This is a genomic window from Cellulomonas wangsupingiae (assembly GCF_024508275.1).
In the GTDB taxonomy this organism is placed as follows: Bacteria; Actinomycetota; Actinomycetes; order Actinomycetales; family Cellulomonadaceae; genus Cellulomonas; species Cellulomonas wangsupingiae.
The window spans coordinates 2,255,170-2,279,931 of record NZ_CP101989.1; the positions used below are offsets into that span (position 1 = coordinate 2,255,170).

Annotated in this window: 24 protein-coding genes; 7 read left to right on the top strand and 17 right to left on the bottom strand. The window is 74.8% G+C overall.

Annotated features, from left to right (window positions below; translation table 11 throughout):
* Positions 1-88: 88 nt before the first annotated feature.
* From pafA to NP075_RS10505, 9 genes are all read right to left on the bottom strand, one after another.
* Positions 89-1,450 (bottom strand): Pup--protein ligase, encoded by a 1,362-nt coding sequence (pafA, locus tag NP075_RS10465; protein WP_227563123.1) that lies wholly within the window; start codon positions 1,448-1,450, stop codon positions 89-91.
* Between the two features lie 37 nt (positions 1,451-1,487).
* The gene (gene prcA, locus NP075_RS10470; RefSeq protein WP_227563124.1) at positions 1,488-2,222 is read right to left on the bottom strand and encodes a proteasome subunit alpha; all 735 of its coding nucleotides are present in this window, start codon (positions 2,220-2,222) and stop codon (positions 1,488-1,490) included.
* A complete protein-coding gene (gene prcB, locus NP075_RS10475) occupies positions 2,219-3,049 on the bottom strand; it encodes a proteasome subunit beta (RefSeq protein ID WP_227563125.1) in 831 nt (276 codons plus the stop codon). Before prcB ends, prcA begins: the two co-directional genes overlap by 4 nt.
* A gap of 6 nt (positions 3,050-3,055) precedes the next feature.
* The gene (locus NP075_RS10480) at positions 3,056-3,250 is read right to left on the bottom strand and encodes a ubiquitin-like protein Pup (RefSeq protein ID WP_227563126.1); all 195 of its coding nucleotides are present in this window, start codon (positions 3,248-3,250) and stop codon (positions 3,056-3,058) included.
* A gap of 123 nt (positions 3,251-3,373) precedes the next feature.
* Positions 3,374-4,981, bottom strand: a complete 1,608-nt coding sequence (gene dop / locus NP075_RS10485) for a depupylase/deamidase Dop (protein WP_284439890.1) — start codon at positions 4,979-4,981, stop codon at positions 3,374-3,376.
* An 87-nt stretch (positions 4,982-5,068) separates the two neighbouring features.
* Positions 5,069-6,703, bottom strand: a complete 1,635-nt coding sequence (arc, locus tag NP075_RS10490; protein ID WP_227563127.1) for a proteasome ATPase — start codon at positions 6,701-6,703, stop codon at positions 5,069-5,071.
* Positions 6,704-6,869: 166 nt separating this feature from the next.
* Positions 6,870-7,928, bottom strand: a complete 1,059-nt coding sequence (locus NP075_RS10495; RefSeq protein ID WP_227563128.1) for a tRNA (adenine-N1)-methyltransferase — start codon at positions 7,926-7,928, stop codon at positions 6,870-6,872.
* Between the two features lie 62 nt (positions 7,929-7,990).
* Positions 7,991-8,473: a DUF1269 domain-containing protein gene (locus NP075_RS10500; RefSeq protein WP_227563129.1), complete on the bottom strand. Its 483-nt coding sequence runs from the start codon at positions 8,471-8,473 to the stop codon at positions 7,991-7,993.
* Positions 8,474-8,637: 164 nt separating this feature from the next.
* On the bottom strand, positions 8,638-9,768 hold the full coding sequence (locus tag NP075_RS10505; protein ID WP_227563130.1) for a site-2 protease family protein: 1,131 nt from the start codon (positions 9,766-9,768) through the stop codon (positions 8,638-8,640).
* Positions 9,769-9,947: 179 nt separating this feature from the next.
* On the opposite strand from NP075_RS10505, the gene NP075_RS10510 reads away from it, so the two are divergent.
* Positions 9,948-10,793, top strand: coding sequence for a RecB family exonuclease (locus tag NP075_RS10510; protein ID WP_227563238.1), 846 nt, complete (start codon positions 9,948-9,950; stop codon positions 10,791-10,793).
* Positions 10,794-10,808: 15 nt separating this feature from the next.
* On the opposite strand, the gene NP075_RS10515 is transcribed toward NP075_RS10510, so the two are convergent.
* On the bottom strand, positions 10,809-11,528 hold the full coding sequence (locus tag NP075_RS10515) for an HAD family hydrolase (RefSeq protein ID WP_308054125.1): 720 nt from the start codon (positions 11,526-11,528) through the stop codon (positions 10,809-10,811).
* Positions 11,529-11,777: 249 nt separating this feature from the next.
* Between NP075_RS10515 and NP075_RS10520 the strand changes: the two genes are divergently transcribed.
* A complete protein-coding gene (locus NP075_RS10520) occupies positions 11,778-12,635 on the top strand; it encodes a PAC2 family protein (protein WP_284439891.1) in 858 nt (285 codons plus the stop codon).
* Between the two features lie 43 nt (positions 12,636-12,678).
* Here the strand turns inward: NP075_RS10520 and mshC are convergent, their stop codons facing one another.
* Positions 12,679-13,923, bottom strand: a complete 1,245-nt coding sequence (mshC, locus tag NP075_RS10525; protein WP_227563132.1) for a cysteine--1-D-myo-inosityl 2-amino-2-deoxy-alpha-D-glucopyranoside ligase — start codon at positions 13,921-13,923, stop codon at positions 12,679-12,681.
* A 43-nt stretch (positions 13,924-13,966) separates the two neighbouring features.
* Positions 13,967-14,857 carry an undecaprenyl-diphosphate phosphatase gene (locus tag NP075_RS10530; protein WP_227563240.1) on the bottom strand — a complete coding sequence of 297 codons (891 nt, stop codon included), beginning with the start codon at positions 14,855-14,857 and terminating at the stop codon, positions 13,967-13,969.
* A gap of 86 nt (positions 14,858-14,943) precedes the next feature.
* Here NP075_RS10530 and NP075_RS10535 point away from each other — a divergent pair, with 86 nt between their 5' ends.
* Entirely contained in the window at positions 14,944-15,900 is a 957-nt protein-coding gene (locus tag NP075_RS10535) for an aldo/keto reductase (protein WP_227563133.1), read from the top strand.
* Between the two features lie 17 nt (positions 15,901-15,917).
* Here NP075_RS10535 and NP075_RS10540 read toward each other — a convergent pair whose 3' ends face one another.
* Entirely contained in the window at positions 15,918-16,238 is a 321-nt protein-coding gene (locus NP075_RS10540; protein ID WP_227563134.1) for a primosomal protein, read from the bottom strand.
* A gap of 101 nt (positions 16,239-16,339) precedes the next feature.
* On the opposite strand from NP075_RS10540, the gene NP075_RS10545 reads away from it, so the two are divergent.
* Positions 16,340-16,588 (top strand): DUF5703 family protein, encoded by a 249-nt coding sequence (locus tag NP075_RS10545; RefSeq protein WP_227563135.1) that lies wholly within the window; start codon positions 16,340-16,342, stop codon positions 16,586-16,588.
* Positions 16,589-16,626: 38 nt separating this feature from the next.
* Here the strand turns inward: NP075_RS10545 and NP075_RS10550 are convergent, their stop codons facing one another.
* The 3 genes from NP075_RS10550 to ald form a co-directional block, all read right to left on the bottom strand.
* Positions 16,627-17,946: a M20/M25/M40 family metallo-hydrolase gene (locus tag NP075_RS10550; RefSeq protein WP_227563136.1), complete on the bottom strand. Its 1,320-nt coding sequence runs from the start codon at positions 17,944-17,946 to the stop codon at positions 16,627-16,629.
* Positions 17,943-20,033: a M3 family metallopeptidase gene (locus NP075_RS10555; RefSeq protein WP_227563137.1), complete on the bottom strand. Its 2,091-nt coding sequence runs from the start codon at positions 20,031-20,033 to the stop codon at positions 17,943-17,945. Before NP075_RS10555 ends, NP075_RS10550 begins: the two co-directional genes overlap by 4 nt.
* Before the next feature lie 134 nt (positions 20,034-20,167).
* Complete coding sequence (gene ald, locus NP075_RS10560; RefSeq protein ID WP_227563138.1) at positions 20,168-21,301, bottom strand: alanine dehydrogenase; 1,134 nt, start codon at positions 21,299-21,301, stop codon at positions 20,168-20,170.
* 113 nt (positions 21,302-21,414) lie between these two features.
* On the opposite strand from ald, the gene NP075_RS10565 reads away from it, so the two are divergent.
* The 3 genes from NP075_RS10565 to NP075_RS10575 all read left to right on the top strand — a co-directional run bounded on the left by NP075_RS10565 (position 21,415) and on the right by NP075_RS10575 (position 23,853).
* A complete protein-coding gene (locus NP075_RS10565) occupies positions 21,415-22,212 on the top strand; it encodes a fructosamine kinase family protein (RefSeq protein WP_227563139.1) in 798 nt (265 codons plus the stop codon).
* 174 nt (positions 22,213-22,386) lie between these two features.
* Entirely contained in the window at positions 22,387-23,049 is a 663-nt protein-coding gene (locus tag NP075_RS10570; protein ID WP_227563241.1) for an alpha/beta fold hydrolase, read from the top strand.
* 39 nt (positions 23,050-23,088) lie between these two features.
* Positions 23,089-23,853, top strand: coding sequence for a metallophosphoesterase family protein (locus tag NP075_RS10575; protein ID WP_227563140.1), 765 nt, complete (start codon positions 23,089-23,091; stop codon positions 23,851-23,853).
* Positions 23,854-23,860: 7 nt separating this feature from the next.
* Here NP075_RS10575 and NP075_RS10580 read toward each other — a convergent pair whose 3' ends face one another.
* Positions 23,861-24,667 (bottom strand): alpha/beta fold hydrolase, encoded by an 807-nt coding sequence (locus NP075_RS10580; protein ID WP_227563141.1) that lies wholly within the window; start codon positions 24,665-24,667, stop codon positions 23,861-23,863.
* Positions 24,668-24,762: the final 95 nt, after the last annotated feature.

Here is a 24,762-nt window from a genome sequence, read left to right on the forward strand (position 1 = left end):
GCACGCGGCACCGGGCCGCCCGCTCGCGGCATCACTGTACGGCGCGCGCCGCCCCTTCCGGCGCGGCGTCCGGAACGGGTGGCCACCGTCACATCGACTCGATGAGCCTGTCCACGCGCTCGTCGACGCTGCGGAACGGGTCCTTGCACAGGACCGTCCGCTGCGCCTGGTCGTTGAGCTTGAGGTGCACCCAGTCCACGGTGTAGTCCCGCCGGGCCTCCTGCGCGGCGCGCACGAAGTCGCCCCGCAGCTTCGCACGCGTCGTCTGCGGGGGTACCGCGGTGGCCTCGAACACGTCGAGGTCGGTCGTGACCCGCTCGACGAGGCCGCGTGCCGCGAGGAGGTTGTACAGGCCCTCCGTGCGTGAGATGTCGTGGTACGCCAGGTCGAGGCGCTGCACGCGCACGTCCGAGAGCTCGAGGTCGTGCTTCGCGCGGTAGCGCTCGATCATGCGGTACTTGATGACCCAGTCGAGCTCGCGCTCGACGAGCGTCAGGTCGCCGGTGCGCAGCGCCCGCAGCCCGCGCTCCCACAGGTCGAGCACCTGCTTGGTCTCCGGGGAGGGCCCCACCTCGCCGGCGACGAAGTCGCTCACGCGCGAGAGGTACTCCTCCTGGAGGTCGATCGCGGTGACCGTCCGGCCCGTCGTCAGCGTCACGGGCTGCTTGCCCGTCATGTCGTGGCTGATCTCCCGGATCGCACGGATCGGGTTCTCGAGCGTCATGTCGCGCATCGTGACGCCGGACTCGATCAGGCGCAGCAGCAGGTCGGTCGACCCGACCTTGAGCATCGTCGTCGTCTCCGACATCGAGGAGTCGCCCACGATCACGTGCAGGCGGCGGTAGTGCTCGGCGTCCGCGTGCGGCTCGTCGCGCGTGTTGATGATCGGCCGCGACCGGGTCGTGGCGCTCGAGACCGCCTCCCAGATGTGGTCGGCGCGCTGCGACAGGCAGTAGACGGCACCGCGCGGCGTCGTCAGGACCTTGCCCGCCCCGGTGAGGATCTGCCGGGTGATGAGGAACGGCACGAGGACGTCCGACAGGCGGGCGAAGTCACCCTGCCGCCGCACCAGGTAGTTCTCGTGGCACCCGTAGGAGTTGCCGGCCGAGTCGGTGTTGTTCTTGAACAGGTGGATGCGCCCGGGCAGCCCTTCGTGCTCGAGCCGCTGCTGGGCGTCCCCCACCAGGCCCTCGAGGATCCGCTCACCCGCCCGGTCGTGGGTGACCAGCTGGCGCCAGTCGTCGCACTCGGCGGTCGCGTACTCCGGGTGCGACCCGACGTCGAGGTACAGCCGCGAGCCGTTGCGCAGGAACACGTTCGACGAGCGCCCCCACGCGACGACCTTGCGGAACAGGTACCGCGCGACCTCGTCCGCGGACAGGCCGCGGCCGTCCTGCGCCGCGCACGTGACCCCGTACTCGGTCTCCAGACCGAAGATGCGCCTGTCCATGCGTTCGTCCCCGTCTCCCTCGTCGGCCCGGGCACCGTCAGGGTGCGGGTGGCGCGTCCCCGCCCGCCGGGGCTGCCGCCCCGCCGAGCACGTCCTCCAGCAGGGCGCCCGTCAGCCGACGGAAGGCCCGCCGCGGGCGTGTGCGGTCCAGCACCGCGACCTCGAGCTGGGCGGCACCCAGCACGCGGGCGTCGGCGTCGTCGGCCGCGGAGCCGAGCACCCGCACGGCCAGTCCGAGCGCCTCCGCGAGCGTCATGCCGGCGCGCCACTCCCTGCCCAGCACGCCGGCCAGGCGCTCCGCCTGGCCGCCCATGACGACCCAGCCGTGCTCGTCGGTCACGGAGCCGTCGTACGCCAGGCGGTAGATCTGGTCGCCCGCGGGCTCGCGCCCGACCTCGACGACGACCAGCTCGACCTCCAGCGGCTTGGACTCCGTGGTGAAGACGGTGCCCAGCGTCTGGGCGTACGCGTTGGCCAGGCCGCGCGCCGTGACGTCGACGCGGTCGTAGGAGTACCCGCGCAGGTCCGCGTACCGCACGCCGGCGACCCGCAGGTTCTCGAACTCGTTGTACTTGCCGACGGCGGCGAACGCGATGCGGTCGTAGATCTCGGAGATCTTGTGCAGCGCGCGCGACGGGTTCTCGGTCGCGAACACGATGCCGTCGTCGTACTGCAGCACGACGACGGACCGGCCCCGGGCGATGCCCTTGCGGGCGTAGTCCGCCCGGTCCTTCATGAGCTGCTCGGGCGAGACGTAGAACGGCATGCTCATCGCGCACCTCCCTCGCGGCGTGCGCTGCGTCGGCCGTTCTCGACGACGTCGACCGCGGCGGCCAGGTCGTCGTCCGAGACGCGCAGGTAGCCGGCCTGCGTCACGGTCGCCACGACGGGCCAGATCCGCCGGGCGTGGTCCGGCCCGCCGGTCGCCGAGTCGTCGTCGGCGGCGTCGACGAGCGCCTCCACGGCGACCCGCACGGCCGTGGCCGCGTCGAGGTCGGGGCGCCACCGCTTCTTCAGCGAGCCGCGCGCGAAGACCGACCCCGAGCCCACGGCGTGGTGGCCCAGCTCCTCGTACCGCCCGCCCGTGACGTCGTAGGAGAAGATGCGGCCGCTACCCCGGTCGAGGTCGTAGCCGCCGAACAGGGGGACGACGGCCAGACCCTGCATCGCCAGGCCGAGGTTGCCGCGGATCATCGTCGCCAACCGGTTGGCCTTGCCGTCGAGCGACAGCAGGCTGCCCTCGATCTTCTCGTAGTGCTCGAGCTCGAGCTGGAAGAGCCGCACGAGCTCGATCGCGAGACCCGCGGTCCCCGCGATCCCGACGGCGGAGAACTCGTCCGCCGGGAAGACCTTCTCGATGCGCCGGCTCGCGATCATCGACCCCATCGTCGCGCGGCGGTCGCCCGCCATGACGACGCCGCCGTCGAAGGTCAGCGCGACGATCGTGGTGGCGTGCGGCGCCTGCAGCTCACCGGCCGGCACCGGCCGCCGGCCCGGCAGCAGGTCGGGGGCGTACCCCGACAGGAAGTCGACGAACGACGAGCTGCCGGGTGTGGTGAAGGCGGACGGGAGCCGACCGGAGGAGGCGTGGCGCGTCATCGAGGATCACTGCCCGCCCTTCTGGACGAATCCCCGGACGAACTGCTCGGCGTTCTGCTCGAGCACGTCGTCGATCTCCTCGAGCAACGCGTCGACCTCGGCGTCCCGGGCCTGCGTGCTGGGTGCCGCCGGCGTGGGCGTCTCGGGCTCGTCGCCCGGCTCGTCCTCGTGACGGCGCCGGACGTGCTCCTGCTCAGCCATGGGGTGACCTCCGTCCTGCGGTCACGTCCCACGTGCCCGCGTGACCACCCTAGGCCCAACGCCTCAACCGCGTGCCGCGCGCGCCCCCGGACGGACGGCGCGCCGCGGGGACGTGCCCACGCGTCACCCGCCGAGCGCCGCCAGCAGCGACCGCGCGTCCGGGCTGCGGTCGAGCAGCTCGCCGACGTGCGCTCGCGTGCCGCGCAGCGGGTCGCGCATCGGCACCCGCTGCAGCGTCTGCGACCCCGGCACGTCGAACACCACGGAGTCCCAGCTCGCGGCCGAGATCTGCCCGCCGTAGCGCGCGACCGCCTCGCCGCGGAAGTAGGCCCGGGTGTCCTGCGGCGGGTGCACGACGGCGTCCTGCACCTGCTCGGGCGTCACGAGCAGCTCGACGGCGCCCGCGGCGACGAGCCGGTGGTACAGGCCGCGCTCGGGGCGGACGTCGGACCACTGCAGGTCGACGGCCGCCAGCCGCGGGTGGTCCCACGCCAGGTGGTCGCGGCGGCGCATGCCGTCGAGCAGGCGCAGCTTCGCCAGCCACTCCACCTCCCCCGCGCACGAGGCGGGGTCGTCGGCGAGGCGCCCCAGCAGCGACTCCCAGCGGTCCAGGACGTCGCGCGTCTGGTCGTCCGGCGGGTCGCCCGTGGCGTCGAGGGCGGCACGCACGGCGGCCAGGTACTCCGCCTGGACCTCCAGCGCCGTGAGCCGGCGGCCGTCGACCAGCTCCAGCCGCTCGGTCAGGGCCAGGTCGTGGCTCACCCGGTGGACCGCGGCCACGGGGTCCCGCAGCGCGAGCCGGTCCACGGCGTGGACGACCGCACGGGCGGCGCCGCCGGACTCCGCCTGCTCGACGAGCCACAGCACCAGCGACGTCGTGCCGAGCCGCAGGTAGGTCGCGGCCTCGAGCATCGTCGCGTCCCCGATGATGACGTGCAGCCGCCGCCAGCGCGCCGGGTCGGCGTGCGGTTCGTCGCGGGTGTTGACGATCGGCCGGCGCAGCGTGGTCTCCAGGCCGACCTCGGCCTCGATGTAGTCCGCCCGCTGGGACAGCTGGAATCCCGGGTGCTCGCCGCGCGGGCCCAGGCCGACGCGTCCGGCGCCCGTGAACACCTGCCGCGTCACGAGGAACGGTGTCAGCCGCGAGACGAGGTCGCCGAAGGGGACGGCACGGTCCACGAGGTAGTTCTCGTGCGTCCCGTACGTCGCCCCCTTCCCGTCGACGTTGTTCTTGTACAGCGTGACGTCGGGCAGCGCCGGCGTCGCGGCGAGCCGACGCACCGACTCGAGCATGACCAGCTCGCCCGCCCGGTCCCAGCGCACGGCGTCGAGCGGCGTCGTCACCTCGGGCGACGAGTACTCGGGGTGGGCGTGGTCCACGTACAGCCGCGCACCGTTCGTGAGGATCACGTTGGCCGCGCCGGGGTCCTCGTACTCCTCGACCTCCGAGCGCGCCATCTCCTGCGGACCGTCCCCCGACGGTGCGGCGACGGTCGGCGAGTCCGTGAGCATCGACGGGTGGGCCGACGCCCGCTGCAGGTGGAACCCGCGCGCGTCGTGCAGCGGGTCCTCGTCGTCGTAGTCCCAGCGGGCACGCGCCCGGCCGAGCTCGCGCGCCGCGGCGTGCACGGCCACGACGTGGCTCGACAGGAGCATCGGGTTGGCCAGCGGACGGCCCGGCTGCAGGACGCCGTACTCCGTCTCGAGCCCCATCACACGGCGCACGGTCACGAGGCCCAGCCTAGGTGTCCGCACGCGACGCGGCCGCGTGCGTCCACCGCCGTGCACGCGGGCCGTCCCGCGGCCACGGCCGCGACGTCAGAGGTACTGGCCCGTGCTCGTCACGTTCTCGATGGTGCGCGACGCGTCGACGCCCTTCTTGCCCTGGACGATCGTGCGGATGAAGACGATGCGCTCGCCCTTCTTCCCCGAGATCCGGGCCCAGTCGTCCGGGTTCGTCGTGTTGGGCAGGTCCTCGTTCTCCTTGAACTCGTCGAGGCAGGCCGACAGCAGGTGGTCGACCCGGATGCCCCGCTGGCCCGTCGAGAGCAGGTCCTTGATCGCCGACTTCTTGGCGCGGTCGACGACGTTCTGGATCATCGCGCCGGAGTTGAAGTCCTTGAAGTACAGGACCTCCTTGTCGCCGCTGGCGTACGTCACCTCGAGGAAGCGGTTCTCGTCGGCCTCGGAGTACATGCGCTCGACGACGCGGGAGATCATCTCCTCGACGGCCGCCGTGGGCGACCCGCCGTGCTCCGCGATGTCGTCGTCGTGGATCGGCAGGTCGGCCGTGAGGTACTTCGCGAAGATCTCCCGCGCGCCCTCGGCGTCGGGCCGCTCGATCTTGATCTTCACGTCGAGCCGCCCCGGCCGCAGGATGGCGGGGTCGATCATGTCCTCGCGGTTCGACGCCCCGATGACGATGACGTTGTCGAGCCGCTCGACGCCGTCGATCTCGGAGAGCAGCTGCGGGACGATCGTCGTCTCCACGTCGCTGGACACCCCCGTGCCGCGGGTGCGGAACAGCGACTCCATCTCGTCGAAGAACACGACCACCGGGTGCCCCTGGGACGCCTTCTCACGCGCACGCGCGAAGATCAGGCGGATGTGCCGCTCGGTCTCCCCGACGTACTTGTTGAGCAGCTCGGGGCCCTTGACGTTGAGGAAGTACGAGCGGGCGTCGGAGACGTCGTCGCCCCGCGCGGCCGCGGCGGTGGCGGCGAGCGAGTGCGCGACGGCCTTCGCGATCAGCGTCTTGCCGCAGCCCGGCGGGCCGTACAGGAGCACGCCCTTCGGCGGCTTGAGCCCGTGCTCGCGGAACAGCTCGGGGTGCAGGAAGGGCAGCTCGACCGCGTCGCGGATCGCCTCGATCTGCGGACCCAGACCACCGATGTCGGTGTAGTCGATGTCCGGGACCTCCTCGAGGACCAGCTCCTCGACCTCCGCCCGCGGGATCACCTCGAACACGAAGCCGCTGCGCGAGTCGATCGTCAGCGCGTCGCCCACCCGCACGCCGCCGTCGGCGACCTGGCCGGCGAACCGCACGACCCGCTCCTCGTCACCACGCCCGACGACGAGCGCGCGGCCCTCGCCGAGCATCTCCTTGACGGTGACGATCTCGCCGACCTTCTCGTACCCACCGGCCTCGACGACCGTCAGCGCCTCGTTGAGCATGACCTCCTGGCCGGGGCGCAGGTGGTGGACGTCGAGGCTCGGGCTGGCCCCCACGTGCATCTTGCGGCCGGCGGACACGATGTCGACCGTGCCGTCGGCGCGCGCGCCGAGGAACGTGGCGTAGGTGCCGGGAGGCTTGGCCAGGTCGTCCACCTGGCGCTTGAGCTCGAGGATCTGCTCACGTGCGGCCACGAGTGCCTCGCTGAGCCGCTCGTTCTTGGCGGCGAGGACCGCCAGCTCGCGTTGCAGGTCACGTCCTGGGACAGCAGGTTCCGTCATGTGATCGGCCTCCGTTCCGCCTCGCGAGCGCCCTCCGGTCCACCGTGCACGTCGCTGTGCCTGCTGGTCCGACGACCCTAGCCGCACATGTCAACATCCGGCGCGCCCCCGGCCGGGCGCAGCCGGCCCGTCCCGCACCGTGGACACGTCCGGCCGCGCCGTCGCGTCAGTCGGTCGGCGGTGCCGTCGCCGGGCCCTGCGGGCCGAGGTCCTCCGGTGCGACGTGCAGGTCGCGGCGCACGCGGCGGATCTTCTTGGCCGACGTCTCGCGCTCCCCCATCGCCTCGGGCGACCACAGCTCGGTGTCCGTGGCCGGCGCACCGTCCTCCGCGACCGGGTAGGAGCCCTTGGCGGGACGGCGCTTGCGGTGGGGCGGCTCGACGCCGTCCGCGAGCCGGCGCGCGGTGATCAGGAACCCGGTGTGCCCGACCATGCGGTGCTGCGGACGCACGGCCAGGCCCTCGAGGTGCCACCCGCGGACCATCGACTCCCAGGCCTCGGGCTCGGTGTACCGGCCGTCGGAACGCAGGTCCTCGGCGAGGCGGGACAGCTGGGTCGTCGTGGCGACGTAGCAGATCAGGACCCCGCCGGGCGCGAGCGCCGTGGCCACCGCGTCGAGGTTCTCCCAGGGCGCGAGCATGTCGAGGACGACGCGGTCCACCGACCCGGGGGCCGCGGCGGTCGGCAGGACGTCGGCGAGGTCACCCAGGCGCAGGTCCCACGCCGGGTGCGGGCCCCCGAAGAAGCTCTCGACGTTGCCGCGTGCGATGGCGGCGAAGTCCTCGCGGCGCTCGATCGACACGAGGCGTCCGGCGTCGCCGACCGCGCGCAGCAGGGACAGGGTCAGCCCGCCGGACCCGACACCGGCCTCGACGACCGTCGCCCCGGGGAACACGTCGCCCATCGTGACGATCTGCCCCGCGTCCTTGGGGTAGACCACGGCCGCGCCCCGCGGCATGGACAGCACGTGGTCCGCCAGCAGGGGCCGCAGGGCCAGGTACTCGATGCCCGACGTGTTCCGCACCACCACGCCCTCGGACGCCCCGATGAGCTCGCTGTGGCGCAGGTACCCCCGGTGCGTGTGGAAGCTCGCGTCCGGCTGCAGCGTGATCGTGTGGAGTCGACCGCGCGGGTCGGTCAGCTGCACGCGCTCACCCGTGCGGAACGGGCCGCGCCGTTGCGCGGCCCCGGTTGGTGCGGGCACGGCGGCGTCGTGGGTGGTCACGGGCGCCGAGTCTAGGCGCCGGCGCGCGGCGACCCGGCCGCGGGCCGTGCCCGCCGGCCACGTCAGCCGAACGTCTCGATGAGCTGTGCGCTCTCCGCGGGGGTCAGGTTCGTGGAGACGAGCGTCGAGTGCAGACCGTGGAAGCGCTCGCCCAGCCGGTCCAGGTCGGCGTCCTCGGTGACGGCGAAGAGCGCCGAGGTCCCCGGCGTGACCTCCCGACCGACGGTCTCGAGCTGCTCCTTGGTGATGCCGACGGCGGCGACGGCACGGGCGATCGCCCCGATCGCGGCCCCGGCAGCGGCCCCCAGCACGGGCAGGAAGAACAGCCCGCCGACGATCAGCCCCCACAGCGCACCCCACGCCGTGCCCCGCCACTCGTCGTTGCGCGCGTGGTGCATCGTCGGCCGTGACGCCCCGGTGGGCCACGACAGGACGGCGCGGTCCACCACGTGCACGAGACCCTCGCCCTCGGCGTCCGCCAGGATCCGCGCCGCGTCCTGGGCGCGCTCCGGGTCGTCGAACTTCCACACGGTGAACGTCGTCATCGTCCCGCCCTCTCCTCGTCGTCGTCCCGCGGTCGGCACGCAGGGGACGACCACGCTCCACGCTGGCCCGCGCGGCGCGGCGCGCGCCTCCCCCGGTGCGGGTGAGTCCGGCGCCCCGTGGACCGCCGGCCGGGGCCGGCCGCGCCCCGGTCGCGCAGAGGACGTCAACCCCGCAGGGCGGCCACGACGTCCGAGGTGCGCACGAGCGCGACGACGCGACCCTCGACGAGGGCCGCGACCACGGGGCTGTGCGCCGACGCCGTCGACAGGGCGCGCAGCAGCGCGTCCCCCGTGAGGGCGCCGTCGACCACGGCCCCCACGGGCAGCGGCGTGCACACCGCGACGACGTTCGTCGTGCCCGCCAGCTCGGCGGGCACGCGCGCGGCGGCGTCCGTGTCGACGTACGCCGCGGGCCGGCCGTCGGGCGCGAGCACGACGACCTCGGCCGCGTGCGCGGCCGCCGCGGTGGCACGTGCCTGCGCGAGCGAGGCCTGCGCGCCGACCACCACGGCGGGGCGCCCGACGGTCTGCAGGCTCAGGGCGTCCACGGCCCGCCCGGAGCGCCCCGCGCGCACCGCGCCCGAGGCTCCCGCCCACAGGAACGCGCCGATGAGCGCCGCCCAGGCGACGGTGACGAGGTCGGGCCTGGTGCCGGCGAGCAGCGGACGGACGAGCACGGCCAGGACGACACCCACCGCGACGACGCGCCCGGCCCAGCCGGCGACGACGGTGCCGCGGTGCCGGTCGCGGGTCGCCGCCCACACGGCGGCCTCGAGGATGCGGCCGCCGTCGAGCGGCAGACCGGGCACGAGGTTGAACAGCCCGACGAACCCGTTGGCGAGGGCCCCGGCGCGCAGCACCGTCTGCAGCAGCGTGCCGTCCGCGACGGCGTGGTCCGCGACGAGCAGGAACGCGCCGGCCAGCACGAGGTTGGCGACCGGCCCGGCGACCGCGACCAGGGCGCTCGTCGCGGGGCTGGACGCCGCTCCCCCGAAGGTCGTGTGCCCGCCCCACAGCGTGAGCACGAACGCGCGGGGCTGCTGGCCCCGCGCGCGGGCCACGAGCCCGTGCGCGAGCTCGTGGACGAGCACGGAGGCGAAGAGCAGGACGACGAAGACGAGCGCGACGACGTACGGCAGCAGCCCGCCGCCGCCCGTCCAGGACTGCACGCTCGGGGCGAACACGAGCGTGAGGACCACCGCGGCGAGCACCCACGACCGCGCCAGGACGACGGGTGCTCCGGCCACGTGCCCGAGCACCCAGCCGGACGGATGCTCGGGTCGAGGTGCGCTCACGTGCGCCAGCCTACGGTCCGTCCCGGGCCCGGTCGGGCGCGGTGCACCCCGGGCAGCACCAGGCGCGACCTGTCGGTGGGCGCGCCTACGCTCGTCGCGTGAGCGTGGACACCGAGCAGCCCTCCCGACCCGTCGACGGCCCGGTCACCGCGGCGACCCCGCCGTCGGGCGACGGCGCGGTGGCGGGCGCGGAGCCGCGGGTGCCCGGGCTCTCCCCCTCGCGCGCCAACGACTTCCTCCAGTGCCCGCTGCTGTTCCGGTTCCGGGTCGTGGACCGGCTGCCGGAGCCCGCGTCGCCGGCCGCCGCGCGCGGCACGCTGGTGCACGCGGTGCTGGAGACGCTGTTCGACCTCCCCGCTCCCGAGCGCACGCTCGCGGCGGCGTGCGCGTCGCTGCCGGCGCACTGGGAGGCGCTGCTGGCGGAGGACCCGCGCTACGCCGAGCTGCACACCACGGACGAGGAGCGCGCCGAGTTCCTCGCGGGGGCCGAGCGGCTGCTCGCGACGTGGTTCACGCTCGAGGACCCGACCCGCCTCGAGCCGCGTGCGCGCGAGCTGCAGGTGCGGCACGACCTGGAGGGCGGCCCGCGCCTGCGGGGCGTCGTGGACCGGGTCGACGTCGCCCCCAACGGCTGGGTCCGCGTCGTGGACTACAAGACGGGTCGCTCTCCGCGTGCGGGGTACGAGAGCTCGGCGCTGTTCCAGATGCGCTTCTACGCGTACGTCGTGTGGCGCACGCGCGGCGTCCTGCCCAAGCGGCTGCAGCTCGCGTACCTCGGGGACGGCGTGGTGGTCAGCCACGAGCCGACCGAGTCGGAGATGCACACCCTCGAGGCGCGGGTGCGGTCGATCTGGGCGGGCATCGAGGACACCGCACGCTCGGGCGACTGGCGTCCGCGGACGTCGCGGCTGTGCGACTGGTGCTCGTTCCGTGACCGGTGCCCCGCGTTTGGCGGCACGCCGCCGGACGTGCCGCCGGGTGCGGTGGAACGCGCGATCGGGGTCACGCCCGTCGCCGCCGGCTGAGCGGGCCGTCCGGCCTCAGGCGGGCAGGCGCAGGTCCATCGTCTCGCCGCTCGCGATGCGGCTGATCATGGCGACGTCGAGGCGGTCGAGCGACGACGTGCGGCTGACGCCGGCCGGCGGCGCCAGCACCACGTGGGAGTCGACCGCGACGACCCGCGCGCCGCTCGCCACGGCGGACGCGAGACCGGAGCGCGAGTCCTCGAACGCGACGCAGCGCGTCACGTCGACGCCCAGCAACCGGGCCGCGGCGAGGTACGGCTCGGGGTCCGGCTTGGGCCGTGCCACGGTGTCCCCTGCCACGACGACGTCGAAGAGGCCGACGGCCTGCGCGAAGGGCGTCGCCAGCACCTCGAACGACGACGTCACGAGCGCCTGCGGCACGCCCGCGGCGTGCAGCGCGCGCAGGGCCTCGTGCGCGCCGGGCTGCCAGGGGATCCCGGCGGCGACCGCCGCCCCGACGGCGGAGTTCAGGGCGTGGGCGATCTCGTCGACACCCAGGGCCACGCCCCGGCCCTGCAGCTGCGCCGCCGAGACCGCCATCGGGCTGCCGATCAGGGCGACGGCGTCCTCGCGGGTCCACACGCCGCCGTGCGCCTCGACCAGCTCGATCTCCGCGGCCATCCAGTACGGCTCGGTGTCGATCAGCGTGCCGTCCATGTCCCACAGGACGGCGGCGGGAAGGGCCTGTCCTGGGGTGGCGGCGGGGCTCGGGTGGCTGCCGGCGAGAGTGCTCAGCGGAGGGCTCCTGGTGCGTCGGTGGGGCGCGGATGAGCACCCGAGACTACCGGGGCGCCGGCGCGCCACCCGTCACCGGTCCGGTAGTCGGCGCCCCGCGACGGCGCGCCCGTGCCCCTCGTCGAGCGCCCCGACGCGTCGTCGACGGCACGCCCCGAGAGGCGTGCGGGGCACGCCGCGACGTCCGTGGTCGTGCGGCCGGGGCCCGAGCACCCGGCCCCGGCGGCGCTCGCGCCCTAGGCTGGGACGGTGAGCGAGCACGCAGCACCCGACCTGCCGGCCCGTGAGACCGTCATGCTCGCGGCCTTCGAGGGCTGGAACGACGCCGGCAGCGCCGCGACGGCGGCGCTCGAGCACCTGCACGACGTGTGGGGCGCCGAGCAGGTCGACGAGCTCGACCCGGAGGAGTACCACGACTTCCAGGTCAACCGCCCGGTCGTGGGACCGGGCCCCGACGGTGCGCGCGAGATCACGTGGCCGACGACGGCGGTCGCGGTCGCGTCGACCCCCCGGTCGGGCCGCCAGGTCGTGCTGGTCCACGGCATCGAGCCGTCCATGCGGTGGCGCCGCTACTGCGGCGAGCTGCTCGACATCGCGGCGGGCCTGGGCGTGCGCACGATCGTCACGGTGGGTGCGCTGCTGGCCGACGTCCCGCACACCCGGCCCATCCCGGTGAACGCGACCAGCGAGGACACCCACGTGCGTGAGCTCATGGGTCTGGAGCCGAACACCTACGAGGGTCCGACCGGGATCGTCGGCGTCCTGCAGCACGAGGCCGCCGCCCGGGGCATGCAGGCGTTGTCGCTCTGGGCCGCCGTGCCGCACTACGTCGCCGCTCCCCCGTCGCCCAAGGCGACGCTCGCGATCCTGCACCGCATCGAGTCGCTGCTCGGTGAGCCCGTGCCGCTGTCCGACCTCCCGGACGACGCGACGGCCTGGCAGCACGGCGTCGACGAGCTCGCGGGTGAGGACTCGGAGATCGCCGAGTACGTGCGCCAGCTCGAGGAGGCCAAGGACACCGCGGAGCTGCCCGAGGCGAGCGGCGAGGCCATCGCCCAGGAGTTCGAGCGCTACCTGCGTCGGCGGGACCGGGGAACCGGCGGCTGACCGCCGGATCCCCTGCGCGAGCGCCCGAGGGCGTCCCGGGTCGTCACATCCGCACCCCGAGCAGGGCGTCGATCGTGCGGGCGACGACACCGGGCGCGCCCTCGTGGAACGGCACGTCGCCCGCCAGCGCCGCCACCGCCCACGCGTCGACCGTGGCCAGCGCGCGTGGGGTGTCCAGGTCGTCGGCGACCGCGGCCCGCACGTCGGCGAGCACCGGCGCCGCGTCCGGACCACCGTTGCCGGACAGCGCCCGCCGCCACGTGACGAGGCGGCGCTGCGCGGCGACGAGCCCGCCGTCCGTCCACTCCCAGTCCTCGCGGTACCGGTGCGCGAGCACCGCCAGGCGCACCGCCATCGGCTCGACGCCGTCCGCGAGCAGCCGCGAGACCAGCACGAGGTTGCCGCGGGACTTGCTCATCTTGTGGCCCTCGTAGCCGACCATCCCGGTGTGCACGTGCACACCGGCGGACCGGCCGTCGTCCAGGAGGCGCAGGTGCGACGCGCTGCACTCGTGGTGCGGGAAGGCGAGGTCGGACCCGCCGCCCTGCACGTCGAACGGCACACCGAGGCCGTCGGCCGCGATGACCGCGCACTCCACGTGCCAGCCCGGCCGGCCGCGCCCGACGCCCGGCGCGTCCCAGGCGGGCTCGCCCGGCCGCTCCGCACGCCACAGCAGAGGGTCCAGCGGCGACCGCTTGCCCGGGCGGTCGGGGTCGCCGCCGCGCTCCGCGCTCAGGGCGCGCATGGTGACCGCGTCGAGGCGGGCGACCGTGCCGAAGGCCGGGTCGACCGACAGGTCCGCGTAGACGTCGTCGCCGCCGTCGGGTGCCGGCAGCCGGTACGCCGCCCCGCGCTCGAGCAGGTGGCGCACCGCCGCGGCGACCTGCGGCACGGACTCCACGACGCCGCGGTACACGTCGGGCGGCACGACGCCGAGGGCGGTCATGTCGGACGCGTACAGGGCCGTCTGGTCCGCGGCGAGCTCCCGCCAGTCCACACCCGTGGCGGTCGCGCGCTCCAGCAGCGGGTCGTCCACGTCGGTCACGTTCGAGGCGTACGTCACGTCCTGCCCGGCGTCGCGCCAGGCACGCTGCAGCACGTCGAACGCGACGTACGTCGCCGCGTGGCCGAGGTGCGTCGCGTCGTACGGGGTGATGCCGCACACGTAGAGCCGGGCCGTGGGGCCGGGGGCCGCGACGACGACGTCGCCCGTCGAGGTGTCGAGCACGCGGACCGGCTCACCGGTCCCGGGAAGCCGAGGGATCTGCGGGGCGGGCCAGGTGAGCACGCCGGAAGCCTAACCGCCGTCGCCGGGCGCCCGACCCCGCCGGTCAGGCGTTCGCGGGCGCCGTCACCGGGTCCAGGACACCGGTGAGCAGCAGCACCACGACGAGCGCGGCGAGCGCCAGGCGGTAGTAGACGAACGGCGCGTAGCTGAACGTCGAGACGATCTTGAGGAACGCGATGATGACGACGTAGCCGATGACGAACGCGACGAGCGTCGCGACGAGCGTCGCGCCGAAGCCGGGCGTGCCCGCCTCGCCGAAGTCACCGACGCTCTTGGCCAGCTGGAACAGGCCCGACCCGAAGACCGCCGGGATCGCCAGCAGGAACGAGTACCGGGCGGCGGCCTCCCGCGTGTAGCCCATGAGCAGCCCGCCGGTGATGGTGCCGCCCGAGCGCGAGACCCCCGGGACCAGCGCGAGCGCCTGCCAGAAGCCGAACGCCAGCGCGTGGCGGGCCGTCAGCTGCTCGAGCGGCCGGCGCTTGCTCCCCCGCCGGTCCGCCCAGCCCAGCACGAGCGCGAACACGGCGAGCGTCAGGGCGACGAGCCACAGGTTGCGGAACGGCCGCTCGATCGCGTCCTGGAACGCCAGGCCGAGCACGACGATGGGCACCGTGCCGAGGGCGATGAACCAGGCCATCAGGGCGTCGTGGTCCGCCGGGCGTCCGGCGGGCATCCCGGCGCGCGAGCGCCAGTCCGTCCCGTACGCGCCGCGCACGGCCGCCCACCACGCCAGCGCGATGCGCTTGATGTCCCGGCGGAAGTAGAGCAGGACGGCCGTCTCCGTGCCCAGCTGGGTGATGGCGGTGAACGCCGCACCGGGGTCCCCGGACCCGAGGAGCTCGCCGAAGATGCGCAGGTGCGCGCTCGAGGAGACCGGCAGGAACTCCGTCAGCCCCTGGACCAGCCCCAGGAGGATCGCCTCACCTGTCCCGATGCCTGTTGCCACGAGGCGCAACCCTAGCGGCGCCGCGCGGGCCGCGCGGCCCGTCGTCGCCCCGCGCCCGGCTAGGGTGGCGCCCCATGGAGCACCGCCGTCTGGGCCGCACGGGTCTGCGCGTCTCGTCGCTCGGGCTCGGCACCTTGACGTGGAGCCGCGACACCGACGACCACGAGGCGGCCGACCAGCTGCGCGACTTCGTCGAGGCCGGCGGCACGCTGGTCGACACGTCCGCGTCCTACGCCGACGGCGGCGCCGAGGAGCTCCTGGGACGGCTGCTGGGGGACGTCGCGGACCGCGAGGACGTGGTGGTGTGCACCAAGGCCGGTGTGCGGCGCACCTCGGCCGGCGGGGTCGTCGACGCGTCCCGCGGCGCGCTCCTCGACAGCCTGGACGCCTCGCTGCGTCGGCTGCGCACGGACCACGTCGACCTGTGGCTCGCGACGCCGGACCCGCGGACGCCCCTCGAGGAGACCGTCTCGGCGCTGCGCCGGGCGGTGGACGCCGGCAAGGCGCGGTACGTGGGCCTGTCCAACCACGCCGGGTGGCAGGTCGCGCGCGCCGCGACGCTGCTCGAGCCCGACCCCGGGCTCGCGGCGGTCGAGGCGGAGTACTCGTTGCTGCAGCGGGGCGTCGAGCGCGAGGTGCTGCCCGCGTGCGCGGCGCTGGGGGCCGGGCTGCTGGCGTGGTCCCCGCTCGGGCGAGGAGTGCTGACCGGCAAGTACCGCCGCACGATCCCCTCGGACTCGCGTGCCGCCTCGGCGCACCTCGCGGGGTTCGTGCAGCCCTACCTCACGGCCGACGCGGCGGGCGTCGTCGACGCCGTCGTCACGGCGGCCGCGGGCCTGGACCGCACGCCGCTGGAGGTCGCGCTGGCGTGGGTGACGTCCCGCCCCGGGATCGCCAGCGCCGTCGTCGGCGCCCGCACCGCGGCGCAGCTGCGCGCAGCGCTCAGTGCCGAGGAGCTGCGGCTGCCCCCGGAGATCGTCGTCGTGCTCGACGAGATCACCGCACCGCCGGCGGGCTACCCGGAACGCTGACCGTCGCGGCCGGTGCCTCAGGCCCCGGCGTGCGGGTAGGCGTCCGCGTCCTCCAGGTCGTCGGCGTCGATGTCGCCGTCCTCGTCGTCGTCGAGGTCGTCCTCGTCGAGGTCGTCCTCGTCGTCGTCCTCGTCGTCGTCCTCGGCGAGGTAGAACGGCGTGGCCTCGCCGTGGACCGTGCCCAGCGCGTCGTCGTAGACCTCGAACGCGTCGGCCAGCACGTCGTACGCGTCGTCCACGGCGGGGTCGTCGTCCCCGTCCTTGTTGAGCACAGCCGCGTAGTGCGCCTCGAGGGCGGCCACCAGGCGGTCGAGGGCGGCGCGCGGGTCCACGGTCATGCGATGACCGTAGCGCCGCGCGGGGCACAATGGCAGCGTGCCGACGCCCGCGGGCGCTCCTGGCACGACGTCGGGTCCCTGCGGGCAGGACGAGGTGAGCGATGGCGGACGGCACGGGGCGCGAGCGGCGCAGCGAGTGGGACACGCAGGGCGGGCAGTGGGAGTACCGCGTCGTGCGGATCCCACCGACGACCTCGGGCGGTGACGCCCGCCGCATGCTGACCGACGAGGCCGAGCGCGGCCGCTGGGAGCTGGCGCGGCTGCGCCTGTACGCCGGCGGCGAGCGGCGCGTGTGGCTGCGGCGCAAGATCATCCGCGTCCGGTCGACGCTCACGCAGACCGTCGCCTGAGCGGTGCACCGGCGGACGCCGGTCAGCCGGCCAGCAGGTCAGCAGGTCATGAGCAGCCGGTCGAGCACCCGGGTGCCGAACCGCAGCGCGTCGGCCGGCACCCGCTCGTCCACGCCGTGGAACATGCCCGCGAAGTCGAGGTCCGGGGGCAGCCGCAGCGGGGCGAACCCGTACCCGGTGATGCCCAGGAGCGAGAGCGACTTGTTGTCGGTGCCGCCCGACAGCATGTAGGGCAGCACGTGCGCACCGGGGTCCTCCGCGACGACGGCCGCGACCATCGCGTCGACGAGGGCGCCCTCGAAGGGGGCCTCGAGACCGGTGTCGCGCACGAGGTCCTCGACGTCCACGTGCGGCCCCGCGAGCCGGGCGACGGTCGCGTCGAACTCGTCGGACGCCCCCGGCAGGAAGCGCCCGTCGATCGAGGCGGTCGCGCTGCCGGGGATGACGTTCTCCTTGTACCCGGCGGCCAGGCGCGTGGGGTTCGTCGAGTGGCGCAGCGTCGCACCCACGAACCGGGAGGCGGGACCCAGCGCGTCGACGAGCGCGTCGACCGCCGCCGGGTCCTCGGGGTCGAACGGCAGCCCCGTGAGGTCGGCGACGCCCTCGAGCAGCGCGCGGACCGTCGGCGTGAGCTGCAGCGGCCACGCGTGCTGCCCGATCCGGGCCACGGCCGCGGCGAGGTGCGTCACCGCGTTGTCCGGGTTGACCTGGCTGCCGTGCCCCGCGCGGCCCGCCGCGACCAGCCGCAGCCACGCCAGGCCCTTCTCCGCCGTCTGCAGCAGGTACACGCGCTGCCCGGCGACGTCCACGGAGAACCCGCCGACCTCGCTGATCGCCTCGGTCGCCCCCGCGAACAGCTCGGGGCGGTGCTCGACCGCCCAGTGGGCGCCGAGGCGTCCGCCCGCCTCCTCGTCGGCGAACATCGCCACGACGACGTCGCGGGCGGGACGCCTGCCCTCCCGGACCATCTGCCGGACGACCGCGAGCACCATCGCGTCCATGTCCTTCATGTCGACCGCGCCGCGACCCCAGACCAGGCCGTCGCGCAGCTCGCCGGCGAACGGGTCCACCGACCAGTCCGGCGCGTGCGCGGGGACGACGTCCAGGTGGCCGTGCACGACGAGCGCGGGGCGCGTCGGGTCGGTGCCCTCGAGCCGCACGACCACGTTGGCGCGCCCGGGTGCGCTCTCGAACAGCTCGGGCTCCAGGCCGACGTCCTGCAGCAGCCCGACGACGTACTCGGCCGCCTCCCGCTCCCCCGGTCCCGTGCCGTCGCCGGGGTTGGTCGTGTCGAAGCGGATGAGGTCGCGGCACAGGTCGACGACCTCGTCCTGGGCGGTGGGCCCGGCGGGGTTCACGCCGACGCCCCGAGCAGGCCGCGGCGGGCCAGCAGGGGCTCGATACGGGGGTCGCGCCCCCGCAGGTCGCGGAACGCCTGCAGCGGGTCGATCGATCCCCCGCGACCGAGCAGCCGGGCCCGGAACGCGTCACCGTTCTCGCGCCGCAGACCACCGTTCTCGGCGAACCACTCGACCGTGTCCGCGTCGAGCACCTCGGACCAGATGTACGCGTAGTACCCCGCCGCGTAGCCGCTGCAGAAGATGTGGTTGAAGTAGGTCGTGCGGTACCGCGGCGGCACGGTGCGCAGGTCCACGCCGGCGTCGCGCAGCGCCTTCGCCTCGAACTGCTCGACCTGCGCCGGGTCCGTCGGGACCTCCTCGGGCGCGAGGCGGTGCCACGCCTGGTCGAGCAGCGCCGCCGCGAGGTACTCGGTGGTCGCGAAGCCCTCGCCGTCCTGCTGCGAGGCGATCAGGGTCTCGACCCACTGCGCCGGCATCGGCTCACCGGTCTCGTGGTGCACCGCGAACGCGCGCAGCACCTGCGGGTCCCACGCCCACATCTCGTTGACCTGGGACGGGTACTCGACGAAGTCGCGGGGCACGTTCGTGCCCGACTGCGACGGGTACCGCACGGCCGAGAGCAGGCCGTGCAGCGCGTGCCCGAACTCGTGGAACAGCGTGATGACCTCGTCCCACGTGAGCAGGGTCGGCTGACCGGGCGGCGGCTGGGGGATGTTGAGGTTGTTGACGACGACGGGCGCCTCCCCCAGCAGGCCCGACTGCTCGACGAGCGAGTTCATCCACGCGCCGCCGCGCTTGGCGGGGCGCGTCCACCAGTCGCCGAGGAACAGGCCGAGGCCGGTGCCGTCGGCGTCGAACACCTCGAAGACGCGCACGTCGGGGTGGTAGCCCACGAGGTCGTGGCGCTCGGCGAACGTCAGGCCGTACAGGCTGTTCGCCGCCCGGAAGACCCCGTCCGCCAGCACCCGCTCGAGCTCCAGGTACGGGCGCAGCTCGGCCTCGTCGAGCGCACGGCGCTGCTGCCGGACGCGGCCCGCGTAGTACGCCCAGTCCCAGGGCTCGAGAGACGCCCCCGGGTGGTCGGCCTGGAGCGCGTGCTCGAGGTCCGCCGCCTCCTCACGGGCGTTGGCGACCGCCGCCGGCGCGAGCCGCGTGAGCATGGCCTCGACGGCCTGGGCGGAACCTGCGGTGGCGTCGGCGGCGACGTAGGCGGCGTGGTGCTCGAAGCCGAGCAGGCGGGCCCGCTCGGCACGCAGCCGGACCATGGCGAGCAGGGTGCTGCGCGTGTCGTGCGCCTCCCCGCCCGCGCCGCGCGTCACCGACGCGGTCATGACGCGCTCGCGCAGCCCGCGGTCGCGCAGCAGGGAGAGCACGGACTGCTGGGTGGGCAGCTGCAGCTCGAGCAGCCAGGCGCCCTCGTGGCCACGGGCGGTGGCCGCCCGGGCCGCCGCCGCGCGGGCGTCCTCGGGCAGGCCGTCGAGCTCGGCCTCGTCCGTGACCAGCACCGCCGCCTCGTTGGTCGCGGCGAGCAGCAGGCGGCCGAACGTCGCGTCGAGCGACGTCATCTCGGCGTTGATCGCGCGCAGTCGCTCCTGCGCCGGTGCGTCCAGGCCCACGCCGGCACGCGCGAACCGGGTGCGCGTGCGGTGCAGCAGCCACGCCGTGTCGGGGGCGAGCTGCGCGCCCTCGGCCTCGAGCCGCGCGGCGAGCGCCTCGACGCGGGCGTGCAGCCGGGCGTCCAGCCAGATGGCGTCGGAGTGCTCGGCCAGCAGCGGCGCGACCTCCTCCTCGACGGCCTGCAGGCCGGGCGTCGACTCGGCACCCGACTGCACGAAGAAGGCCGACGCGGCACGGGACAGCAGGCGCCCCGAGCGCTCCAGCGCCTCGAGGGTGTTCTCCACGGTGGGCTCCGCCGGGTCGACGGCGATCGCCTCGACCTCGGCACGCTGCTCGGCCATCCCCGCACGCAGCGCGGGCAGGAAGTGCTCCTCGCGCAGCTCCCGGAAGTCCGGCAGGCCGTAGGGCAGGTCGGACGTGCGGGCGAAGGGGTTGGCAGGGTCGAGCGGCAGCGCCTCGGAGGTCATGGCCTCATCGTCACAGACTCCGGGCCGCCCGGGGCGGGTAGCCCGGCGGCACGTCGCCGCACGAGCACGGGACGTCGCGCCCTCCGCGACAGCTGCACACCCGAGGGTGCGCCCCGGCCGGCCGGCCGGGGCTCTCAGCGCGGCGGGCCGCCCGGCACCTCGAGCACGTCCTGCGGCGGGGTCCAGGGCAGGCCGTGCGCCTGCGCGACGGGGGCGTTCAGCACGCGCCCGGCGTGCGTCGTGAGCCCGCCCGCGAGCGCCGGGTCGGCCAGCGCGGCGGCCCGCCACCCGGTGTCCGCGAGCGCGGTGAGGTACGGCAGCGTCGCGTTGGTGAGGGCGTGCGTGGAGGTGACGGGGACGGCGCCCGGCATGTTGGCGACGCAGTACAGCACCGAGCCGTGCACCCGGAAGGTGGGGTCGTCGTGGGTGGTGGCGCGCGTGTCCTCGAAGCACCCGCCCTGGTCGACGGCGACGTCGACCAGCACCGACCCCGGCCGCATGCGCGCGACCAGGGCGTTGCTCACCAGGCGCGGGGCCCGCGCACCGGGGCGCAGCACGGCGCCGACGACGAGGTCCGCGTCGAGCAGCTCGCGCTCGATCGCCCACGTCGAGGACGCGAGCGTCCGCACGCGGCCGCCGAACAGGTCGTCGAGCTCGCGCAGCCGCGGCACGGACAGGTCCAGGACGGTGACGTCGGCGCGCATGCCCACGGCGATCTGGGCGGCGTGCGTGCCGACGACGCCGCCGCCGAGGACGACGACCTTGGCGCCGTCGGCGCCGGGCACGCCGCCGAGCAGGACGCCGCGGCCGCCCTCGTTGCGCATGAGGTGGTAGGCACCGACCTGGGTGGCGAGCCGTCCGGCGACCTCGCTCATGGGGGCCAGCAGCGGCAGCGACCCGTCGGGCAGCTGCACGGTCTCGTAGGCGATCGACGTGGTGCCGGCGGCGAGCAGCGCGTCGGTCGCGGGTCGGTCGGCAGCCAGGTGCAGGTACGTGAACAGCGTGAGGTCGTCGCGCAGGTACGGGTACTCCGCGGCGACCGGCTCCTTGACCTTGCAGACCAGCTCGGCCGACCACGCGTCGGCCGGGGTGGGGACGACGCGGGCGCCGGCGGACACGTAGTCGGCGTCGTCGATCGCCGAGCCGGCGCCCGCACCGGCCTCGACGAGGACCTCGTGGCCGGCGGACACGAGCTGCTGCACGCCAGCGGGCGTGAGGGCGACGCGGTACTCGCGGTTCTTGGTCTCGCGCGGGATGCCGACCTGCATGACGGGTGCTCCTGTCCGGGGGACGTGACCGGCGTGGGTGCCGCTCAACCCGAGTGTGGGCTCCGGTCGTTGCCGCCGCATGACGACCGGTTGCCGTTCGGTAGCGTGACGGCATGTCCGTGGACCCACCGCCGGGGGGCGTGGCGGTGCACCGCAAGCGCCGGGCCGGCGCACCGGCGGGGTTCTTCGCGTGCGAGGCGGCCGGCCTGCGCTGGCTCGCCGCCGCGAGCGGTGCGCCGGTCGTGGAGGTCCTCGACGTCGGCGTGGACCACCTCGACCTGGTCCGCCTCGCCCCGGTGCGGCCGGACGTCGCGGCGGCGCACGCGTTCGGCGAGGCGCTGGCGCGCACGCACGCCGCGGGGGCGCCCGCCTTCGGGGCGCCTCCCGACGGCTGGGACGGCGACGGCTGGTTCGGCCCGCTCGACGCACCGCTGCGCATGGCCGCGGGCCGGTACGACGCGTGGGGGCCGTTCCTGGCCGACTGCCGCATCGTCCCCGTGGCGGGGGCGCTGCGCCGTGCCGGGCTGACGACCCCCGACGACGACGCGGCGTTCGACCGGCTCGCCGGCCTGCTGCGCGACGGCCGCTGGGACGACGACGAGCCGCCCGCACGGCTGCACGGGGACCTGTGGCAGGGCAACGTCGTGTGGACGGCGCAGGGCGCCACCCTCATCGACCCCGCCGCGCACGGCGGCCACCGCGAGACGGACCTGGCCATGCTCGTGCTGTTCGGGCTGCCGCACCTCGAGGAGGTGCTCGCCGCGTACGACGCGGCGCGCCCGCTGCGCCGCGGCTGGCGGCACCGATCGGGGCTGCACCAGCTGTACCCCGTCGCGGTCCACGCGCTGCTGTTCGGCGGCGGGTACGTCGCGCAGACGCGGCGGCTGCTGCACGCGGCGGCCGGGTCCTGACCTGGCGGCGGCGCGCGTCGGACTTGTGAGAGCTTCGTGAGCACCCCCGCCACCGGTCGCGCGCCCAGGTAGGCGGACTACCCTCCAGGGCAGCTGCAGATCGTCCCGCGGCTGCCGGCACGGTCGGCGGACCGCACGTCGAACGCCCGGAGGAGGCCCACCATCACCAGACCCATCGTCCTCGTCCACGGGACCCGCACGTCGTCCGCGATCTGGTCCGCCCAGGTCGAGGCGATGCGTCGCAGCGGGCACCCGACGGTGGCGGTCGACCTGCCGGGTCACGGCACCCGCACGCACGAGCGCTTCACGCTCGACGGTGCGCTGGCCGTCATCGACGACGCGGTCGCGTCGTGCGAGGAGCCCCCGCTGCTGGTCGGGCTGTCGCTCGGCGGGTACACCGCCCTGGCGTACGCGGGTCGCCACGAGGACCGGGTCGCGGGCGTGGTGCTCGCGGGCTGCTCGACCGAGATCCGCGGCAAGCCCGTGTCCCTGTACCGGCGCGCGGCGCACCACGTCACGCGGTGGCTCGGCCTCGGCAAGGGCACGTGGCACGTGGTGACGGACATGCTCACCGCGCTGGCCGGGTACTCGCCGCTGACCGACCTGCGCCGCCTGCCGCTGCCGGTGTGGCTCGTGAACGGCGCGCGGGACCCGTTGCGCCTCGACGAGCGCCGCTACCTGCGCGCCCTGCCCGGCGCCCGCCTGACCGTCGTTCGGCGCGCGGGCCACGACGTCAACGCGCACGCGCCGGCCGCCTTCAACCGCGTGCTCCTCGACGCGCTCCACGAGCTCGCCGCGCACGCCCCGGTGCCCGCCCGCCGGTCCGCCCTGGCCTGACCCGGCACGCCGCGCCGTCGCGGAGGGAAGGAGCACGCAGTGGAGCGCATCGCGCTGCTGTCCGACGTGCACGGCAACACGACGGCGTTCGACGCGGTGCTGCGCGACATCGACTCCCGCGGCATCACCACGATCGTCAACCTGGGTGACGTCGCCGGCAAGGGGCCCCGCGGGTCCGCCGCGGTGGCACGCAGCCGCGAGCGCTGCGCGGTGACGGTGCGCGGCAACTGGGACGACTTCCTGCCCGACCCCGCCACCGTGCGGGACGAGGCGCTGACGTGGTGGTACGAGGAGCTGACGCCCGACGACCGCGCGTGGCTGCGGGGACTGCCGCTCGTGCACCACCTCGAGCTCAGCGGCCGGCGGATCCGCCTGCTGCACGCCTCGGCGGCGAGCGTGCACGTGCGCGTGCACTTCCACCACACCGCCGAGGAGTTCGCCGGCATGTTCGCCACGACGGAGCTGACCGGTGACGGCCCCGAGCCGACGATGGTGGGGTACGGCGACGTGCACGACGCGTACGTCGAGACGTTCGAGAGCCGCACGCTGTTCAACGTCGGGAGCGTCGGCAACCCGCTGGACGAGCCGACGGCGTCGTACGTGGTGCTCGAGGGCGACCCCGGGCCGAACGCGTCCGCGCCGTTCTCGCTGCAGGTCGTGCGGGTGCCGTACGACGTGGAGGCGGAGATCGCCGTGGCCCGGGACCTGCGCATGCCGCAGCGCGAGGCGTACGCGGTCGAGCTGCGCACCGCCGTCTACCGCGGGCTGCACGCCGAGCGGGGGCTGCGCGCGGACGACGTGTGACGCGTGCTCAGCGCTCGTCCGCACCGAGGAACGTGCGCAGCACCGCGACGAACGCGTCCGGCTGCTCCGAGTGCACCCAGTGCCCGGCGCCCTTGATCGTCACGAGCGTCGTGCGCGGGAAGAGCCGGCGCATCGCCGGGCCGTGCTCCGGCCGCACGTAGTCGGACCTGTCGCCGGCGACCCACAGCACCGGGCGGTCGAGCACGGCGCCGCCCACGTCGGGGAAGCCGCCGATCACCGGGAGCTCGCGGCGGAGCAGGTCGAGGTTCGCCTGCCAGCGGAAGCCGTCGCCGTCGGCCCGCAGGTTCTGCAGCAGGAAGCCCCGCACCCGTGCGTCGTCCACGCGCTGCGCGAGGACCTCGTCCGCCTCGCCGCGGCGCGTCACCATGGTCAGGTCGATCGCCGCCAGGCTGTCGAGCAGGTGGGCGAACTCCCCCAGGGAGCCACCAGTCGCGGGGGCGATGTCCGCGACGACCAGCCGGTCGACGAGCTCGGGGTGGCGCAGGGCGAGGACCATGGCGACCTTGCCGCCCATCGAGTGCCCGACGACGTGGACCGGCCCGGCGGTGGCGAACCCCTCGCGCAGGTGCGCGGCGACGAGGTCGGCCGTGGCGGCGTAGTCGAACCGGTCCGTCCAGGGCGAGCGGCCGTGGTTCGGCAGGTCGACCAGCAGCGAACGGAAGTCCGGGACCAGCGCCTTGGCGATCTGCGTGAAGTTGCGCCCCTGTCCGAACAGGCCGTGCAGGAAGACCACCGGGGCACCGGTCTCCCCCACGGTCGTGCTGCTGAGGGTGCCCGACGCGCTGCTGCTCACGGGCACCGAGCCTAGGACGTGCCGGCCCGCCGAGCGCACCACGTCACGTGCTGCCGAGGGCGGATCCGCCGTCGGCAGCGCGGGGCCCGTGGGGA

Coding starts and splice junctions, on each gene's coding strand:
- pafA (WP_227563123.1), bottom strand. CDS start 1,450: ATGGACAGGCGCATCTTCGGTCTGGAGACCGAGTACGGGGTCACGTGC.
- prcA (WP_227563124.1), bottom strand. CDS start 2,222: ATGAGCATGCCGTTCTACGTCTCGCCCGAGCAGCTCATGAAGGACCGG.
- prcB (WP_227563125.1), bottom strand. CDS start 3,049: ATGACGCGCCACGCCTCCTCCGGTCGGCTCCCGTCCGCCTTCACCACA.
- NP075_RS10480 (WP_227563126.1), bottom strand. CDS start 3,250: ATGGCTGAGCAGGAGCACGTCCGGCGCCGTCACGAGGACGAGCCGGGC.
- arc (WP_227563127.1), bottom strand. CDS start 6,703: ATGACGGAACCTGCTGTCCCAGGACGTGACCTGCAACGCGAGCTGGCG.
- NP075_RS10500 (WP_227563129.1), bottom strand. CDS start 8,473: ATGACGACGTTCACCGTGTGGAAGTTCGACGACCCGGAGCGCGCCCAG.
- NP075_RS10535 (WP_227563133.1), top strand. CDS start 14,944: ATGGAGCACCGCCGTCTGGGCCGCACGGGTCTGCGCGTCTCGTCGCTC.
- NP075_RS10540 (WP_227563134.1), bottom strand. CDS start 16,238: ATGACCGTGGACCCGCGCGCCGCCCTCGACCGCCTGGTGGCCGCCCTC.
- NP075_RS10545 (WP_227563135.1), top strand. CDS start 16,340: ATGGCGGACGGCACGGGGCGCGAGCGGCGCAGCGAGTGGGACACGCAG.
- NP075_RS10555 (WP_227563137.1), bottom strand. CDS start 20,033: ATGACCTCCGAGGCGCTGCCGCTCGACCCTGCCAACCCCTTCGCCCGC.
- ald (WP_227563138.1), bottom strand. CDS start 21,301: ATGCAGGTCGGCATCCCGCGCGAGACCAAGAACCGCGAGTACCGCGTC.
- NP075_RS10565 (WP_227563139.1), top strand. CDS start 21,415: ATGTCCGTGGACCCACCGCCGGGGGGCGTGGCGGTGCACCGCAAGCGC.